Origin of the sequence: Halomonas sp. 25-S5, from assembly GCF_029889845.1 — a bacterium.
GTDB lineage: Bacteria > Pseudomonadota > Gammaproteobacteria > Pseudomonadales > Halomonadaceae > Halomonas.
Genome location: NZ_JARANV010000007.1, coordinates 98,049 through 112,454 on the forward strand (window position 1 = coordinate 98,049; position 14,406 = coordinate 112,454).

Genomic DNA, 14,406 nt, shown 5'->3' on the forward strand with positions numbered 1-14,406 from the left:
CTGCAAAGGCGAGATTGGCGTGCGGTTACTGATGGTGACCGTGGTCCTGATGGTGCTGGGAGGTTGTGCGCAGATCCCGCGTGCCTCGGTAGTCGGTGAGCAGGAGCGTATCGAGATTGCCGACCGACCCGCACCCCGTGCCAATGGCTCTATCTATCAGGCTGAGCGAGGCTATCATCCCCTCTTCGAAGATCGCCGCCCGCGGATGGTGGGGGATATTCTGACCATTGTCCTGGACGAAGAGGTCAGTGCCAGCAAGAACAGCCAGTCCAACGCTGATCGAAGTGGTTCATCCAGTCTCGACCTGGCACAGCTGCCAGACGCCCTGGAGACGTTGGCCGAATATGGCTTCGATGTCAGTGGTGACAGCGACTTCAGCGGTGGCGGCGGGTCCGCGGCCAATAACTCCTTCACCGGCACCATCACCGTGTCGGTACTCGAGGTCATGAACAACGGCAACCTGCGGGTACGAGGCGAGAAGCAGATCGCCATCAATCAGGGAACCGAATTCATCCGTTTCTCGGGTGTGGTCAACCCACGCACCATCACGGCCCAGAACACCGTGCTCTCCACCTCGGTCGCCGATGCGCGTATCGAGTATGTCGGCGACGGCTATATCAACGAGGCGCAGCACATGGGCTGGCTGCAGCGCTTCTTCCTCAACGTCTCGCCCTTCTAGGTGGTGGCATGATGCGTGTTGAACGTTTGGCGAGAAATCCTTTCGTGCGGCTCCTGCTGTTGGCCATGGTCGCGCTGATGACCCTGCCGGCCCACGCCGAGCGGATCCGCGAACTGGCGTCGTTCAGTGGTGTGAGAGACAACGTGCTGGTGGGCTACGGGCTGGTGGTCGGCTTGGACAACTCGGGTGATCAGACGACACAGGCGCCGTTCACCGGCCAGAGCCTGTCCAACATGCTCTCGCAGCTGGGCATCACCGTGCCGCCAGGGACCAATATGCAGCTGCGCAACGTGGCAGCCGTGATGGTCACTGCTGACCTGCCCCCATTCTCGCGTCCCGGTCAGCGTCTCGACGTGACCGTCTCCTCCGTGGGCAATGCCCGCAGCCTGCGCGGCGGCACGCTGTTGATGACGCCGCTCAAGGGGGCCGATGGCGATACCTACGCCATCGCCCAGGGGAATCTGTTGATTGGCGGGGCCGGGGGCCAAGCCGGTGGCAGCAGCATCCAGATCAACCAGCAGGCCAGCGGTCGTATTGCTGGTGGGGCCATGGTCGAACGCGAAGTGCCCCTCGATCTGGGTGCCAACGGCGGAGTGCTCGAACTTGCGCTCAACGAAGCGGATTTCGGAACAGCCCAACGTGTGGTGAGCGCGATCAATGCCGAGTTCGCTCGCCCGGTAGCGGCGGCCCGCAATGGTCGGGTCATCGCCCTTGACGGCCCGCAGAATGCCAACTCGCGCGTCAACTTCATGGCGCGTGTCGAGAACGTTCAGGTCACGCCCGCCGAGGCTCCCGCCCGGGTGGTGCTCAACTCACGCACCGGCTCCATCGTGCTCAATGGCAACGTGAGGCTGCGCCAGGCGGCCGTGGCCCACGGCAACCTCTCGATTGTCATCGATACCGATGTGGGCGTCAGCCAGCCGAATCCCTTCGGGGGTGGCGAGACCGTGGTGGTTCAGGACACCGAGATCAGCGTCGAGCAGCAGCCCGGTACTCTCAAGGTCGTGGAGGGCGCGGACCTGCTGGAAGTGGTGGATGCGTTGAACTCCTTGGGGGCAACGCCCGCCGACCTGATGTCGATTCTCGAGGCGCTCAAGGCTGCGGGATCGCTGCGTGCCGAGCTGGAGATCATCTGACATGAGCCTGGGAAGCAACATCGACGGCCAGTTCGCGCTGGATATGCAGGGCCTGCAGCGGCTCAAGCATACGGCCCGGCAGGATCCTGCCGATGGGGCCGGGGAGGCCGCCAAGCAGTTCGAGGCACTGTTCATCCAGATGATGATGAAGAGCATGCGTGATGCCATACCGACCTCGGGTCTCATCGACAGCAAGCAGACCGACTTCTACCAGTCGCTGCTTGACCAACAGTGGTCACAGACCCTGGCAAGTCGCGGTATCGGCCTGGCCGACAAGCTGGTCGCGGAGTTGGAAGGGCGCGGGTTTGTTCCTCCTGAAGCAGACAGCAGGGCCGCTGATATCGAGTCACTGGTGGCCGGTATACCCCGGGGCACCCCCAGGGTGCTGACGGATGCCATCCAGCCCGAGGCAGCGGATGACAAGGTGACGATGCCGGAGCAGTTCCTCGACGAACTGATGGCGATCCCCGTCGCGGCATCGAAGGGCGGTGAGGCTAGGTATTCACCGCAGGTGGCACGTGACGAGTTGCCCGTTCACGTGCGGAACTTCCTCGAGCACCTGGAAGCGCCGGCCCAGGCAGCCAGCCGAGCCACCGGCGTGCCGGCCGAGCTGATCCTGGCCCAGGCGGCCCTGGAGACCGGCTGGGGGCGGCATGAGATTCCCACCCGTGACGGGGGCAACAGCCACAACCTGTTCGGCATCAAGGCCGGTAGCCGCTGGCAGGGCGAGACCACCGAGATCACCACGCATGAGGTGATCGGCGGCCAGCGGCAGCGCGGTCGTGACGACTTTCGAGTCTATGACTCCTTCGAAGAAGCCTTTACCGACTACGCAAGGCTGATCGGCGATAACCCCCGTTATGCCTCGGTGACCCATGCGGCTAGCGCCGAGCAGGCGGCCCGCGCACTGCAGCAGGGCGGTTATGCGACCGATCCGGCCTATGCCGACAAGTTGATTGCCGTGATGGACACCATGGGGCCGCTGGTCGGTAGCACGACCCTGGCGAGCAGCAGTGCCCTATCCGGATTCACCGCTGCGTTCTGAACCAGCTCTCAAGATTGTCGCCGCAGAGCCGATAACGTTCTTGTCGGCTTAAGGAAAACACGCCAATGAGCATCTTCTCGACTGGACTGAGTGGTCTCAACGCGGCACAGAACGCCCTGAGCACCACCAGCAATAACATCAGCAACGTCTATACGCCGGGCTATAACCGCGAGGTGACCCTCCTCGGCGAAAGTCGTGCCGACGGTGGCGTCCAGGTCAATGACATCCAGCGCCAGTTCAACCAGTACGTGGCCTCGCAGCTCGATGCCGCGACCAGCAAGTCCAGTGCCCTGGAGGCCTATGGCAACCAGGTGGACCAGATCGATAGCCTGCTGGCGGATCGTGACGCCGGCCTGGCCCCCTTGATGCAGAACTTCTTTTCTTCCCTGGAGGATCTGGCCAGTGCCCCCTCGGATCCGGCGGCTCGACAAGGGGTTCTCGGCACGGTCGATACCCTGAGTGCCCAGTTTCGCTCTTTCGATGGCTACCTGCAGGACATGCAGGAAGGTATCAATGGCCAGATTGCCGACGAGGTCACCCAGATCAACAACACCACCGAGCAGCTGGCCGGCATCAACCGGGAGATCGCCCTGGCCCGGGCGCGGACCGGCGAGGCCCCCAATGGCCTGCTCAACCAGCGCGATCGACTGGTCAACGAGCTGAGCGAGCGTATGGATGTTCGTCTCAACATCCAGGATGGCAAGACCTACAACATCAGCCTGCCCAGCGGCCAGCCGCTGGTAGCCGGCACCAATCACTACACCCTGGAGGCGATGGCCTCACCCGCTGACCCCCAGCGCACCGTGCTGGGCTATAAGGACTCCGGCGGTAATTTGGTGGCACTGACTGAGGATACCGTGACGGGCGGTACCCTCGGTGGACTGATGGACTTCCGCGCCGAGACCCTGGACAAGTCCCAGAACCAGATCGGCCAACTGGCCGTTTCGCTGGCGGCCGGCGTCAATGCCCAGCATCGGCTGGGTACTGACCTGGACGGCGATCCGGGTGGGGCGCTCTTCACATTTGGCGAGCCTCAGGTCTACTCCAACGCTCGTAATAGCGGCAATGCCACAGCGACCGCCAACTTCGATGACGCCAATCTCAATAACCTGAGGGCAACGGATTACACCGTGCGTGTCACGGATAGTGCCAGTACGCCTCCCACCTTCGAGGTGACACGCAAGGACAGCGGTGAAACGGTTGCGACCAGTTTCGACGTTTCCAGTCAAACGTTGAGCGTTGGTGGCCTACAGGTGGCATTCCAGGATCTGAATACTGCCCTGCAGGGCGACCGCTTCGAGGTGCAACCCGTAAGGCGTGGTGCAGCCAATATGGAAAGCGCCATCCGCGATCTGGACAAGATCGCCGCCGCGAGTAGCTCAGGCGGTACCGGAAACAACGAGAACGCCCTGCGTATGCAAGAGTTGCAGGAGCAGTCACTGGTGGGTGGCAGCGCCTCATTCAGTGGCGCCTACGGCGCCATGGTCAGCGACGTGGGCAACCGCACCAATATCGTCCAGGTCAATCTCGATGCTCAGCAGGGCCTGACCGACCAGCTCAAGGCCGTGCAGCAGTCCGAGTCCGGCGTGAACCTGGACGAGGAGGCCGCCAACCTGATTCGCTACCAGCAGTTCTACCAGGCGAATGCAAGGGTGATCGAGACGGGCCGGACCGTCATCGACACCATCCTTGGCCTGCGCAACTGATTCCAGGAGAGCCCCTAGATGCGTATCAGCAGCGTCACCATGTTCGAGCAGAGCGTCTCGTCCATGAATCGTCAGCAGGGCGAGTTTCTCAAGGTCAGCCAGCAGATTGCGAGTGGTCGCCGGGTAGTCAATCCCTCCGACGACCCCCAGGCGGCCTCTCGCGCCGTAGGCGTCGACCAGGCCCGGGCGGTCACCCAGCAGTATGCCGACTCACGGGTCAGCGCGCGTAACTCTCTTGCTCAAGGCGAGAGTGTGCTCAACAGCGTGAGTGATGCCATCACCAGTGCCAAGACCCTCCTGGTTCAGGCCGCAAGCGATACCTTGAGCGACGTGGATCGCCAGTCGGTAGCCTCAGAACTTCGCGGTATCTACGAGACGGTGCTCGGCCAGGCTAACGCCACCGATGGCAACGGCCGCTATCTCTTCGGCGGCTATCAGGACAGTTCGGCCCCCTTCGTACGTGCCAATGATGGCATCGACTACGTCGGAGACAGCAACACCCGCGAGCAGCGCATCGACGCTTCACGGTTGATGAAGGTCAGCGACAATGGCAAGACCATCTTTCAAAGCGTGCCCAGCGGTGCCGGCTATGTGGCCGAGGCGGACCCTGGCAATGCCGGCAGCGTCACCTTCTCCGGCCCACAGGTGATCGACAACGAGGACGCCGACTACGGGGAGGCGTTTCGTGTCATCTTTACCAGCGATACGGACTATGACATCGAAAAGAAAAACTCGACTGGCGGCTGGGACGCGCTGACTAGCGGCAACCCATACAACGGAGAGTCCGGCATCGTGGAAATCGGCGGTCTGCGTCTCGAGCTCAAGGGCGAGGCCGTTACTGGCGATAGGGTCGAATTCGCCCCGGCTGACGAGATGAACACCGATCTCTTCAGGTCCTTCGAGAAGGCCCTGGGGGTGCTGGAGAGTCCCGCCGAGACGGAGGGGGAAAAGGCCGCGCTGCGCAACACCCTCAATACGGCGATGCGCGAGTTCGATAACAGTCTGGATAACGTCCTGACCACTCGAGCTTCCGTCGGGGCGCGCCTCAACGAGCTGGACGTGGTCGACAGCGTGGGTGGCAACCGCATGCTCAATTACGAGCAGACGCTCTCTGATCTGGTCGACCTCGACTACGCCCAGGCGATCTCCGATTACAGCCTGCGCCAAGTGGGCCTCCAGGCGTCCCAGAAGACCTTTGCCGACATGAAGGGCATGTCACTCTTCAACTATCTTTGATAACAGGTCTCTGACATTCGTATCTTTGATAACAGGTCTCTGACATTCGGTCCCTGATGACCATGGTGCCGGGCCTAGCTCAGCCATGGTCTTTTACCGCTTCGGTGCCTTTCATGGCCGGGGCGGTTTTTTTAATTCGCTATCGGCAGCGGTGCCAAGATCTCCAGCAGGTTCTGCAGGAAGGCCAACCCCTGGCTGAACAGTCGCTCCAGGAAGCTTGCCAGGTCGGTCATCAGGACCATCAGCAGGGTCAGGCCGACGGTCAGCGATGTCGGGAAGCCGATATTGAAGACCGTCAGCTGGGGCGCTGAGCGGTTGAGGATACCCAGTGACAGGTTGATGATCAGTAGCGATGCCACCAGTGGCAAGGCAAGCAGCATGCCCGCCGTATAGATGGTGCCGCCGTAGCGGGCCAGCATGATGAAGGCGTCTGGATTGAAACGGCCGATTCCGATTGGCAACGTCTGGAAGCTGGTGACCAGAACTTCCAGCACCATCAGATGGCCATTGAAGGCCAGGAACATCAGCAGCGTGACCATGTAGAGGATGCGTGACAGCACCACCATGTTGGTACCGCTGGAGGGATCAAAGAAGGTGGCGAAGGCCAGGCCCATCTGCAGCCCGATGAAATCGCCTGAGGCCTGCACCACGGCCAGCATCACCCTGACCGTCAGGCCCATGGCGGCGCCGATCAGCAGTTGCTCGACCAGGATGCCGAATCCCGCCCAGGAGAAAAGCGGCACCTCCGGCATGGGCGGCAGTACCGGGGCGATCACCACCGCCACGGCGCCGGCCAGGGCCAGCTTGGCCTGGCGCGGTATGCTGGAATGGCCCCACAGCGGAGCGCTGAGCATCAACGCCGTGATCCGTGCGAAGGGCCACAGGAAGGCAACCAGCCAGCCATGGAGCTGGTCAAAGGTGACCTCGACCATCAGCGGGCGCTGCTCTTCACAAGCTCATTGGGAGTCACGAGATCATCGAGGGGATGTTGGTGAACAGCTCGATGGTGAAGTTCGTGATTAGCTTGAGCAGCCAGGGCCCGGCCAGCACCAGCACGGTGAACACGGCGAGGATCTTGGGGATGAACGAGAGGGTCATCTCGTTGATCTGGGTGGCCGCCTGGAACAGGCTGACCAGCAGGCCGGTGGCCAGGGCGGTCAGTAGCAGGGGGCCCGCCAGCAGCAGCGTGACACGCATGCCCTGGTAGGCAATGTTCATTACCTCTTCCGGTGTCATGTTGGCCTCCTCGGGCGTGCGTTCACAGGTAGAAGCTTTCCGCCAGCGACCCGATGATCAGCTGCCAGCCGTCCACCAGCACGAACAGCATCAGCTTGAAGGGCAGCGAGATGGTGATCGGAGGCACCATCATCATCCCCAATGACATCAGTACGCTGGCCACCACCAGGTCGATGATCAGGAAGGGGATGAAGATGGTGAACCCGATCTGGAACGCTGTCTTCAGTTCGCTGGTGACGAAGGAGGGCACCAGCACCCTCATCGGCACGTCTTCAGGCCCCTGAAGCTCTCCGATATCGGCGAGGCGGGCGAACATCGCCAGGTCGGGTTCGCGGGTCTGGGCCAGCATGAATTCCCGGAAGGGGCCCTGGGCCAGCTGCAGAAACTCATCGAAGTTGATGTCGTCATTGGAGAGCGGTGCCCAGGCCAGTTCGTGCACCTGACTCAGCACCGGCGCCATGATGAACAGGGTGAGGAAGAGGGCCAGCCCCAGTAGCACCTGGTTGGGTGGGGTAGCCTGCGTGCCCATGGCCGTTCTCAGTAAGCTCAACACGATGATGATGCGCGTGAAGCAGGTCATCATCAGCAGCACGGCAGGCAGGAAGGCCAGTGAGCTGAGCAGCAGGAGCGTCTGCAGCGATAGCGACCACTGCTGTCCCCCATCGTCCAGGGGGCGGCTGACGATACCGGGGATCTGCTGGGCCAGGGCCAGTTCGGGCAACGTCAACAGGACCGCCAGGGCCAGCGTATAAAGCACATGTTTGGCCGCGACTTGCCTCACGCCTTCCCCCGTCGTCCCAGGCCGGCATTGTGTCGGACGGCCTTGGCGAAGCGCGTCCCGAAGGCGTCTCCTGCATCAAATCCCGGTCCGCCAGAGGTGACGGATTCCCGATGCTCGTCCGGGGCCGGCATGTCATGCAGTTTGTTGACCTGGCCACCGCCGACACCGAGTACCAGCCAGGTGTTTTCCACCTCGACAATCACGACGCGTTCCTTGGTACCCACCGCCGTGCTGCCGACGACTCGAAGGTGGCGGCCATGGCGCTGGTGGGGGAGTCCCCAGCGGCGTAGCACGGCGGCAGCCACCAGGATAATGACCAGTATCAGTCCCAGCGCAGCAGCGGTCTTGCCAAGCGTGGCCATGCCGATCAAGGCCTCTCCACCAGTTACGGCCGCATCCAGGCCCGCCTGGGGCTCATCGGGTATTGCCGCGGTCATCGATTCAGCTTCTGGACCCGCTCGGAGGGGGTGATGATCTCGGTGATACGGATACCGTACTTGTCCTCGACAACCACGACCTCGCCCTGGGCGATCAGGTAGCCATTGATCAGGATATCCATGGGCTCGCCCGCCAGACCGTCCAGTTCAATCACCGACCCCTGGGCAAGTTCCAGCAGCTGCTTGATGGTCAGCTTGGTCCGGCCGAGCTCCACGGTGAGCTTGACCGGGATATCCATGATCATTTCCAGGTCGCGTCCCTGGGCCACCCCCTGGCCCGCCTCGAGAGGGCGGAAGACGCTGCTGCACGCGGACTGAGCAGCGGGCGCAGCGGTGGGCTCTTCTGCCTCCTGCTCCTGACCGGCAGACTCGGTGGCCGCCTGCTCGGCCATCGCCTCGGCCCAGGGGTCGTCATCGTCAGCGGGGGCGTCGTCCTGCTGCTCCGACATGGCGGCGGCCCAGTCGTCTTCGCTGATATTCTGATCGGGGTTGTTGGGATCAGTCATGGTTGGATTCCTTGGATTGCGGCCTGGAGCCTTTGACGAAGGCATCGGCCGGCGCATGGTCGGCGGCATGGTCGAAGATGTGCAGCACGCGCAGGGCGCGCTGCTCATGCTGGCTGCCGTATTCGCACTCCATCACGGGCACGCCATCCACGCTGGCCGTCACCATCTCGGGAAGTTCCATGGGCAGCACATCGCCGGCCTTCAAGGCCATCACGTGGGCGATGCGACTCGCGATATCGGTAAAGTTGGCCACCAGTTCCACCTCGGAGTGGCGTATCTCGCCGGCAATGCGCTTCGTCCAGGTGCCGTCCTGATCCTGGCTGCCATCACTGAGCGGGTTGGTCAGCAGGTCACGCAGCGGTTCGATCATGGCGTAGGGCATGCAGATCTGGAAGCTGCTGGCGAGATTGCCCACCTCGAGATTGAAACTGGTGTTCACCACGATCTCGTTTGGCGAGTTGGTGATGTTGGCGAACTTGGATTGCATCTCCGAGCGCAGGAAGCTGATCTCGAGGGGATAGACGGACTTCCAGGACTCGCTGTAGGCGTCGATGGCCAACTGCAGAAGGCGCTGGATAATGCGCTGTTCGGTGTTGGTGAATTCACGCCCCTCGGACTTGGTCACGAAGCGTCCGTCACCGCCAAAGAGGTTGTCCACCACCATGAAGACCAGGCTGGGGGGGAACACGATCAAGGCCGAGCCCCGCAGGGGCTTCATGGCGATCATGTTGATATTGGTCGGCACCGGCACATTGCGGGAGAACTCGCTGTAGCTCTGGTAGCGCACCGAGTCCACGGTGATATCGGCGCTGCGACGAATCAGGTTGAACAGCCCCATGCGAAAGTGACGCGCAAAGCGCTCATTGATGATGTCCAGGGCATGCAGGCGCTCGCGGATGATGCGATGCTGGGATGCCGGGTCATAGGGGCGCACGCGTGATGTCCCGTTGCTCTTGGCCTCGGGTTCGTCATCACCGCTCACCCCCTTGAGCAGGGCATCGATCTCTTCCTGGGACAGCAGATCATCTTGGGACATGGCGTCTTGGCTACCCTCTGCCTATTGCACGATGAACTCGGTGAAGAGCACGTCGTTGATGGCCACTTCCGGCTGGTTTTCGGACATGGGTGCCTCCAGGGCGGCAATCACCTGGGCTGCCAGGCGCTGCTTGCCACCTGGCGAGGTCAGTTCACTGGCCTGCTTGCCGGAGAACAGTGTCAGCAGACGGCTGCGAACCTGGGGCATGTGCTGCTCGAGGATCTCCTGGCTGGTCTCGTCAGCCAGCTTCAGTGACAGGCCGGTATAGAGCAGGCGAGGCCCGTATTCGTCATCGGCAAGGTTGACGGTGAAAGGCTTGATCGGCAGGAAAATCGGCGCCTTCTGTTCAGGCATCTCCTGGGTGTTGATCGCCGATTGCGCCGCGCTTCCCTGCTGGGTAAAGACCATATAGAGCGCTACCGCTGCCACGGATGACGACAGGATCAGCAGCACCATCATCGACCACAAAAGCTTGCGGGAGCCACCACGCGATTTCGCCATTCTCTTTCCTAGGTTGCAGTGTGTTGCCGATGCTGACCTCGCAGTATGCGTGTCGCATCGTGATCACGATGACCCGAACAGCCCCGCTGATTGCGCCTATCTTGTCCGTTTGGCGCCTAGCGTAGCTGGGGGTCAGGCATAGAGGTCCACGCTACCATCCAGATTCAGCTCACGCGTCAACTTGGCATCGATGGCGCCTGATGACCCTTCATCACTCCCTTCCACCCCGGCTGATGCCAGCATGTCGCCTGGCTGTCGAGGGGCGCCGTCGCCGTTACCGGTTCGCTGTTCGCCTACCGACGTCTCACCCAGGCTGATGCCCTGTTCGGCGAGGGCATCACGCAATTGCGGGATGGCCTGCTCCAGCGCCTGGCGGACCTGGGCATGGGCGGAGATGAACTGCGCCTGTGCGCCGTGGTCGCCCATCTTCAGGGACACTGACAGAGGCCCGAGCTCCGCTGGATGCAGCTGCAGCTCGACGCGTTGTTCACCGCCCTGCTGGCTCAGTCGCACCAGCTGCTGACCAAGCTGCTGGGGCCAGGCAGGGCTGGCGACCGGCGCCGGCAGGCTGGCCTGGGCCGGCATCGATGGGGCGCTGGTCATCGCCCCGCCCGTCGCACCGTTTATCGCATTCGCCGCGCCCTGGCCGGCCAGTTCGAGGGCGCCGGCGCCCCCCGACGCCTCGCCACGCTGGGCCAGTAGGGCGTCGCCGGCGGTCGCGACGCGCAGCGCCTCGTCGCTCGCCGCTGAGGCCTGGCCGGCGCCGGCCAGGGAGGGGGCGAGTCGCTCTGCCGCGGCGGAGCCTGCCGCCGCGTTCGGCTGGGGCGCGCGGCGATCGGCGGCGATCGCTTCGAGCAGCGGATTGGTGCGCAGCGCCTGACCGGACATGTGAGACTCAGGGCCGGCGACACTCGCCGCGTTGGGCGCGTCGGTACTGCCGGTGGCCGGGAACCCGGTGGCGGCCAGGGACAGCAGCGCGAGGGCGTCGTCCGCCTCGGGGCGGCCGGCCTGTTCGATCAGCGCGAGGTGCTCCTGCAGCGCGTCCCAGACGCCGTTACCGGCCGCGTCGCTGCCGGCCGACCGCGGCGTGCCCTGCTCGAGCGACTGGAGGGCCGACTCGACGTCTTCGGCCGAGAGGCGCGACCAGGCGGCCCTCCCGGCCTCGGCGCCAAGCAGCGGGGTCAGGCCGGCGCTCTCGCCCGTCTTCCCGTGCTCGACCCTGGTGTCCGTCGTGCCCGATACCTCGGCCAGCCGAGCCTTGAGCGCCTCGTCCCGCATGGCGGCGCCGGCGGGCGTATCGCCCTGGCCGTGCGTCGCGGCCGCTGGCGCCTGCGAGGACGACGCCTGTGGCGTCGGGGTGCCGGCCCCCTCGCCGCGGGCCTGGCTCGCCCCGGCCAGGTGGCGGGCGAACGCGTCCCCCGGTGCCTTGTCCCCCTCGGGCGAGGCGCGGTTTCCGGCGGCATTCACGGGGGCATTGACGAGCAACTGGATATCCATCGACAGTCTCCTTGCTGGCTCAGTACTCGCCCTGGGGCGAGCGCTGGCGAACCAGGCGGTTGTTGACCAGGTCGTCACTGACGTGCTGTTCCCGGCGTTGTTCATCGCGGCGGCTGGCGATATTCCGCCGTTCGGCCAGGGTGTCGTAGGACGACAGGCGTTGCTGCTGTTGCTGCCAGTGCTGGCGAGTCTTCTCGACCCGCTGCTGCTGGGCGGCCACTGCCTGCCGGGCACGCACCAGGGCGTCGTCCAGCGAGGCGAGGAATTGCTGGTAGTTGCGCATGGTGGCCGGGTCGATGCCATCGCGCATGGCCGCATTCAGCTTTTCGGCATACTCCTGCCGATAGCGATGCAGGGATTCCAGCTGCTGGCTGACCTGCTGGCTGGTGCGCTGTTCGCCGGCCAGGTTCTGCCCGGCCTGGTCCCGGTCATTCCGGGCGAGGTCGGCGAGGGTATCGAGCGGCGAGTGGCGGCGACTCATGACGTGCCTCCCACGACGCCCGCCAGGGCCTGGCGGGCGTTTTCCAGGCTGCTGTTCTCCTCGATGCGCTGCTGCAGGAAGCTCTCGAGGTGCGGATAGCGCCGCACGGCCTCATCCAGTTGCGGATCATGCCCCGGTTGGTAGGCACCGACGCTGATCAGGTCGCGGTTGCGCTGGTAGCGCGAGAAGAGCCCCTTGAACTGCTGGGCCTGCTGCTGCTGCGGTGGGTCGATGATGGCGGTCATCGCCCGGCTGATGGAGGCCTCGATGTCGATGGCCGGGTAGTGGCCAGCTTCGGCCAGCGTTCGGGACAGCACGATATGGCCATCGAGGATGGCGCGTGCCGAATCGGCGATGGGGTCCTGCTGGTCGTCGCCCTCGGTGAGTACCGTATAGAAGGCGGTGATGGAGCCGCCGCCGCGCTGGGCATTGCCGGCGCGCTCGACCAGGTTCGGCAGCTTGGCAAAGACCGAGGGCGGATAGCCCTTGGTTGCCGGTGGCTCGCCGACGGCCAGGGCGATCTCGCGCTGGGCCATGGCGAAGCGGGTCAGGGAGTCCATGATCAACAGGACATTGCGTCCCTCGTCACGAAACCCTTCTGCCAGCCGGGTGGCATAGGACGCCCCTTGGAGACGCTGCAGTGGGGAGGTATCGGCCGGCGCGGCTACCACGACGGCACGGCGAAGGCCCTCTTCGCCCAGGATGTTGTCGATGAAGTCCTGGACCTCGCGACCCCGTTCGCCGATCAGGCCGACGACGATCACGTCGGCGCGAGTGTAGCGAGCCATCATGCCGAGCAGCACCGACTTGCCGACCCCGGAGCCGGCGAACAGCCCCATGCGCTGGCCACGGCCCACGCTCAGCAGGGCATTGATGGCACGAATGCCCACGTCGACCTGCTCTTCGATGGGCGCGCGCGCCAGGGGATTCAGCGGCGGTGTGGCCAGCGGGGCGCGGGGGGCATCCTCGAGCGGACCCATGCTGTCCAAGGGCGTCCCGTTACCGTCGACGACACGCCCCAGCAGGGCCTCGCCGAGCGGAAAGCGGCGGGCGCTATTGTGGGCTCCATCGGCAAGGGGGAAGACTCTGGCTCCCGGCATCAGGCCGGTGATCTCGGCCAGTGGCATCAGATACAGCCTGTCGCCGGCGAACCCCACGACCTCTGCCTCGGCGAAGCGGCCCGCTTCCTGACGACCGGCCGGAAGCTCGATACGACAGGCATTGCCCAGGGCCACCTGCAGTCCGACCACCTCGATCACCAGCCCGGTGGCACGCACCACCCGACCGCTGGCGCGGCAGGGGGGCAAGGGCTCCACGCGGGCACGCACGCCACGCAAGGCGCGCTGCCAATGAGCCTGGTGAGGGTTGGTGGACAGCGGCTCGGTCACTAGTGCTCGTCCCCTTGTGCCTGATGCGTGGTCGGGCTGCGATGTCTCACCTGGGTCTTCACGGCTTGCCAGCGACTCTCCCAGGTGGCGTCGAGTTCGCCATTGGCGCTGGTCACCCGGCAGCCGCCACGGCTGAGCTGGTCATCGGGCTGCAGCGTCCAGCCGGCAGCCGATAGCTCTTCGCCCAGATGCTTCTGTACCAGCTTGTGGTCCAGCGGATGCAGCCAGAGACGTTGCTGGCCGATGAGCGGGGGCTCGGTATGCAGCAGCGTGCGCACCAGTTCCAGCACCTGGCGAGGTCTCGCTTTCAGGGCCTCGCCGGCGAGCTGATGGCCGGTGGCCAGTGCCAGGTCGACCAGATCCTCGGCGATGGTGTCGTCAAGTTGTTCCAGGGCAGCACCGAAGGCGGTGGCCAGGGCCGCGATGGGTTCCAGCGCCTCGGCGAGGCGCGCCTCCAGCTCGTCCTTCGCCTGCTGGCGCCCTTCCTCGAGCCCCTTGGCCAGTCCCTCGGCATGGCCTTGTTCGCGACCCGCTTTCAGGCCCTCTTCATGGGCTTCTCGCCGGACCCTCTCGCGCAGCGCTTGCAGTTCCGCCTGGCGCTTGAAGGCCTGGCGTCGCTCGTCATCTGGCGTCGCTTGCGAATTGCCCTGGGACTCGGATGGAGCGGCGCGCCGTGGTCTCTCCAGTTCCCCCATCTGCCAACGGCGCCAGGGTGTCTGGTCGTCTGCCATGCCTGATTCA

At 64.2% G+C, this 14,406-nt stretch carries 16 protein-coding genes; 5 read left to right on the forward strand and 11 right to left on the reverse strand.

From position 1 onward, the window contains the following. The first annotated feature begins 31 nt into the window (after window positions 1-31). From OP498_RS07350 to flgL, 5 genes are all read left to right on the forward strand, one after another. A complete protein-coding gene (locus tag OP498_RS07350; RefSeq protein WP_280553132.1) occupies window positions 32-679 on the forward strand; it encodes a flagellar basal body L-ring protein FlgH in 648 nt (215 codons plus the stop codon). Window positions 680-744: 65 nt separating this feature from the next. Next, entirely contained in the window at window positions 745-1,815 is a 1,071-nt protein-coding gene (locus OP498_RS07355; protein WP_280553133.1) for a flagellar basal body P-ring protein FlgI, read from the forward strand. A gap of 1 nt (window position 1,816) precedes the next feature. Next, window positions 1,817-2,860: a flagellar assembly peptidoglycan hydrolase FlgJ gene (flgJ, locus tag OP498_RS07360; protein ID WP_280553085.1), complete on the forward strand. Its 1,044-nt coding sequence runs from the start codon at window positions 1,817-1,819 to the stop codon at window positions 2,858-2,860. Window positions 2,861-2,925: 65 nt separating this feature from the next. Continuing rightward, window positions 2,926-4,566, forward strand: coding sequence for a flagellar hook-associated protein FlgK (gene flgK, locus OP498_RS07365; RefSeq protein ID WP_280553086.1), 1,641 nt, complete (start codon window positions 2,926-2,928; stop codon window positions 4,564-4,566). 18 nt (window positions 4,567-4,584) lie between these two features. Then, complete coding sequence (gene flgL, locus OP498_RS07370) at window positions 4,585-5,802, forward strand: flagellar hook-associated protein FlgL (RefSeq protein ID WP_280553087.1); 1,218 nt, start codon at window positions 4,585-4,587, stop codon at window positions 5,800-5,802. A gap of 131 nt (window positions 5,803-5,933) precedes the next feature. On the opposite strand, the gene fliR is transcribed toward flgL, so the two are convergent. The 11 genes from fliR to OP498_RS07425 form a co-directional block, all read right to left on the reverse strand. Beyond that, window positions 5,934-6,734, reverse strand: coding sequence for a flagellar biosynthetic protein FliR (fliR, locus tag OP498_RS07375; protein ID WP_280553088.1), 801 nt, complete (start codon window positions 6,732-6,734; stop codon window positions 5,934-5,936). A gap of 34 nt (window positions 6,735-6,768) precedes the next feature. Continuing rightward, window positions 6,769-7,038: a flagellar biosynthesis protein FliQ gene (gene fliQ, locus OP498_RS07380; RefSeq protein ID WP_280553089.1), complete on the reverse strand. Its 270-nt coding sequence runs from the start codon at window positions 7,036-7,038 to the stop codon at window positions 6,769-6,771. Between the two features lie 22 nt (window positions 7,039-7,060). Continuing rightward, on the reverse strand, window positions 7,061-7,783 hold the full coding sequence (gene fliP / locus OP498_RS07385) for a flagellar type III secretion system pore protein FliP (RefSeq protein ID WP_280549076.1): 723 nt from the start codon (window positions 7,781-7,783) through the stop codon (window positions 7,061-7,063). A 32-nt stretch (window positions 7,784-7,815) separates the two neighbouring features. Further along, the gene (fliO, locus tag OP498_RS07390) at window positions 7,816-8,256 is read right to left on the reverse strand and encodes a flagellar biosynthetic protein FliO (RefSeq protein WP_280549033.1); all 441 of its coding nucleotides are present in this window, start codon (window positions 8,254-8,256) and stop codon (window positions 7,816-7,818) included. Then, the gene (gene fliN / locus OP498_RS07395) at window positions 8,253-8,762 is read right to left on the reverse strand and encodes a flagellar motor switch protein FliN (RefSeq protein ID WP_280553090.1); all 510 of its coding nucleotides are present in this window, start codon (window positions 8,760-8,762) and stop codon (window positions 8,253-8,255) included. Before fliN ends, fliO begins: the two co-directional genes overlap by 4 nt. Next, window positions 8,755-9,798, reverse strand: a complete 1,044-nt coding sequence (fliM, locus tag OP498_RS07400; RefSeq protein WP_280553091.1) for a flagellar motor switch protein FliM — start codon at window positions 9,796-9,798, stop codon at window positions 8,755-8,757. Before fliM ends, fliN begins: the two co-directional genes overlap by 8 nt. Window positions 9,799-9,819: 21 nt before the next feature. Beyond that, window positions 9,820-10,299 (reverse strand): flagellar basal body-associated protein FliL, encoded by a 480-nt coding sequence (gene fliL / locus OP498_RS07405; RefSeq protein WP_280553092.1) that lies wholly within the window; start codon window positions 10,297-10,299, stop codon window positions 9,820-9,822. A 132-nt stretch (window positions 10,300-10,431) separates the two neighbouring features. Continuing rightward, complete coding sequence (locus OP498_RS07410) at window positions 10,432-11,796, reverse strand: flagellar hook-length control protein FliK (protein WP_280553094.1); 1,365 nt, start codon at window positions 11,794-11,796, stop codon at window positions 10,432-10,434. A 19-nt stretch (window positions 11,797-11,815) separates the two neighbouring features. Further along, window positions 11,816-12,277 (reverse strand): flagellar export protein FliJ, encoded by a 462-nt coding sequence (gene fliJ, locus OP498_RS07415; RefSeq protein ID WP_280553095.1) that lies wholly within the window; start codon window positions 12,275-12,277, stop codon window positions 11,816-11,818. Further along, the gene (gene fliI, locus OP498_RS07420; RefSeq protein ID WP_280553097.1) at window positions 12,274-13,665 is read right to left on the reverse strand and encodes a flagellar protein export ATPase FliI; all 1,392 of its coding nucleotides are present in this window, start codon (window positions 13,663-13,665) and stop codon (window positions 12,274-12,276) included. The genes fliJ and fliI overlap by 4 nt, the downstream gene beginning before the upstream one ends. Beyond that, on the reverse strand, window positions 13,665-14,396 hold the full coding sequence (locus tag OP498_RS07425; protein ID WP_280553099.1) for a flagellar assembly protein FliH: 732 nt from the start codon (window positions 14,394-14,396) through the stop codon (window positions 13,665-13,667). Before OP498_RS07425 ends, fliI begins: the two co-directional genes overlap by 1 nt. Window positions 14,397-14,406: the final 10 nt, after the last annotated feature.

Excerpts from the sequence above, each read along its gene's own strand:
- OP498_RS07350 (WP_280553132.1), top strand. The coding sequence starts at position 32 with ATGGTGACCGTGGTCCTGATGGTGCTGGGAGGTTGTGCGCAGATCCCG.
- OP498_RS07355 (WP_280553133.1), top strand. The coding sequence starts at position 745 with ATGGTCGCGCTGATGACCCTGCCGGCCCACGCCGAGCGGATCCGCGAA.
- flgJ (WP_280553085.1), top strand. The coding sequence starts at position 1,817 with ATGAGCCTGGGAAGCAACATCGACGGCCAGTTCGCGCTGGATATGCAG.
- flgK (WP_280553086.1), top strand. The coding sequence starts at position 2,926 with ATGAGCATCTTCTCGACTGGACTGAGTGGTCTCAACGCGGCACAGAAC.
- flgL (WP_280553087.1), top strand. The coding sequence starts at position 4,585 with ATGCGTATCAGCAGCGTCACCATGTTCGAGCAGAGCGTCTCGTCCATG.
- fliR (WP_280553088.1), bottom strand. The coding sequence starts at position 6,734 with ATGGTCGAGGTCACCTTTGACCAGCTCCATGGCTGGCTGGTTGCCTTC.
- fliQ (WP_280553089.1), bottom strand. The coding sequence starts at position 7,038 with ATGACACCGGAAGAGGTAATGAACATTGCCTACCAGGGCATGCGTGTC.
- fliO (WP_280549033.1), bottom strand. The coding sequence starts at position 8,256 with ATGACCGCGGCAATACCCGATGAGCCCCAGGCGGGCCTGGATGCGGCC.
- fliN (WP_280553090.1), bottom strand. The coding sequence starts at position 8,762 with ATGACTGATCCCAACAACCCCGATCAGAATATCAGCGAAGACGACTGG.
- fliM (WP_280553091.1), bottom strand. The coding sequence starts at position 9,798 with ATGTCCCAAGATGATCTGCTGTCCCAGGAAGAGATCGATGCCCTGCTC.
- fliL (WP_280553092.1), bottom strand. The coding sequence starts at position 10,299 with ATGGCGAAATCGCGTGGTGGCTCCCGCAAGCTTTTGTGGTCGATGATG.
- OP498_RS07410 (WP_280553094.1), bottom strand. The coding sequence starts at position 11,796 with ATGGATATCCAGTTGCTCGTCAATGCCCCCGTGAATGCCGCCGGAAAC.
- fliJ (WP_280553095.1), bottom strand. The coding sequence starts at position 12,277 with ATGAGTCGCCGCCACTCGCCGCTCGATACCCTCGCCGACCTCGCCCGG.
- OP498_RS07425 (WP_280553099.1), bottom strand. The coding sequence starts at position 14,396 with ATGGCAGACGACCAGACACCCTGGCGCCGTTGGCAGATGGGGGAACTG.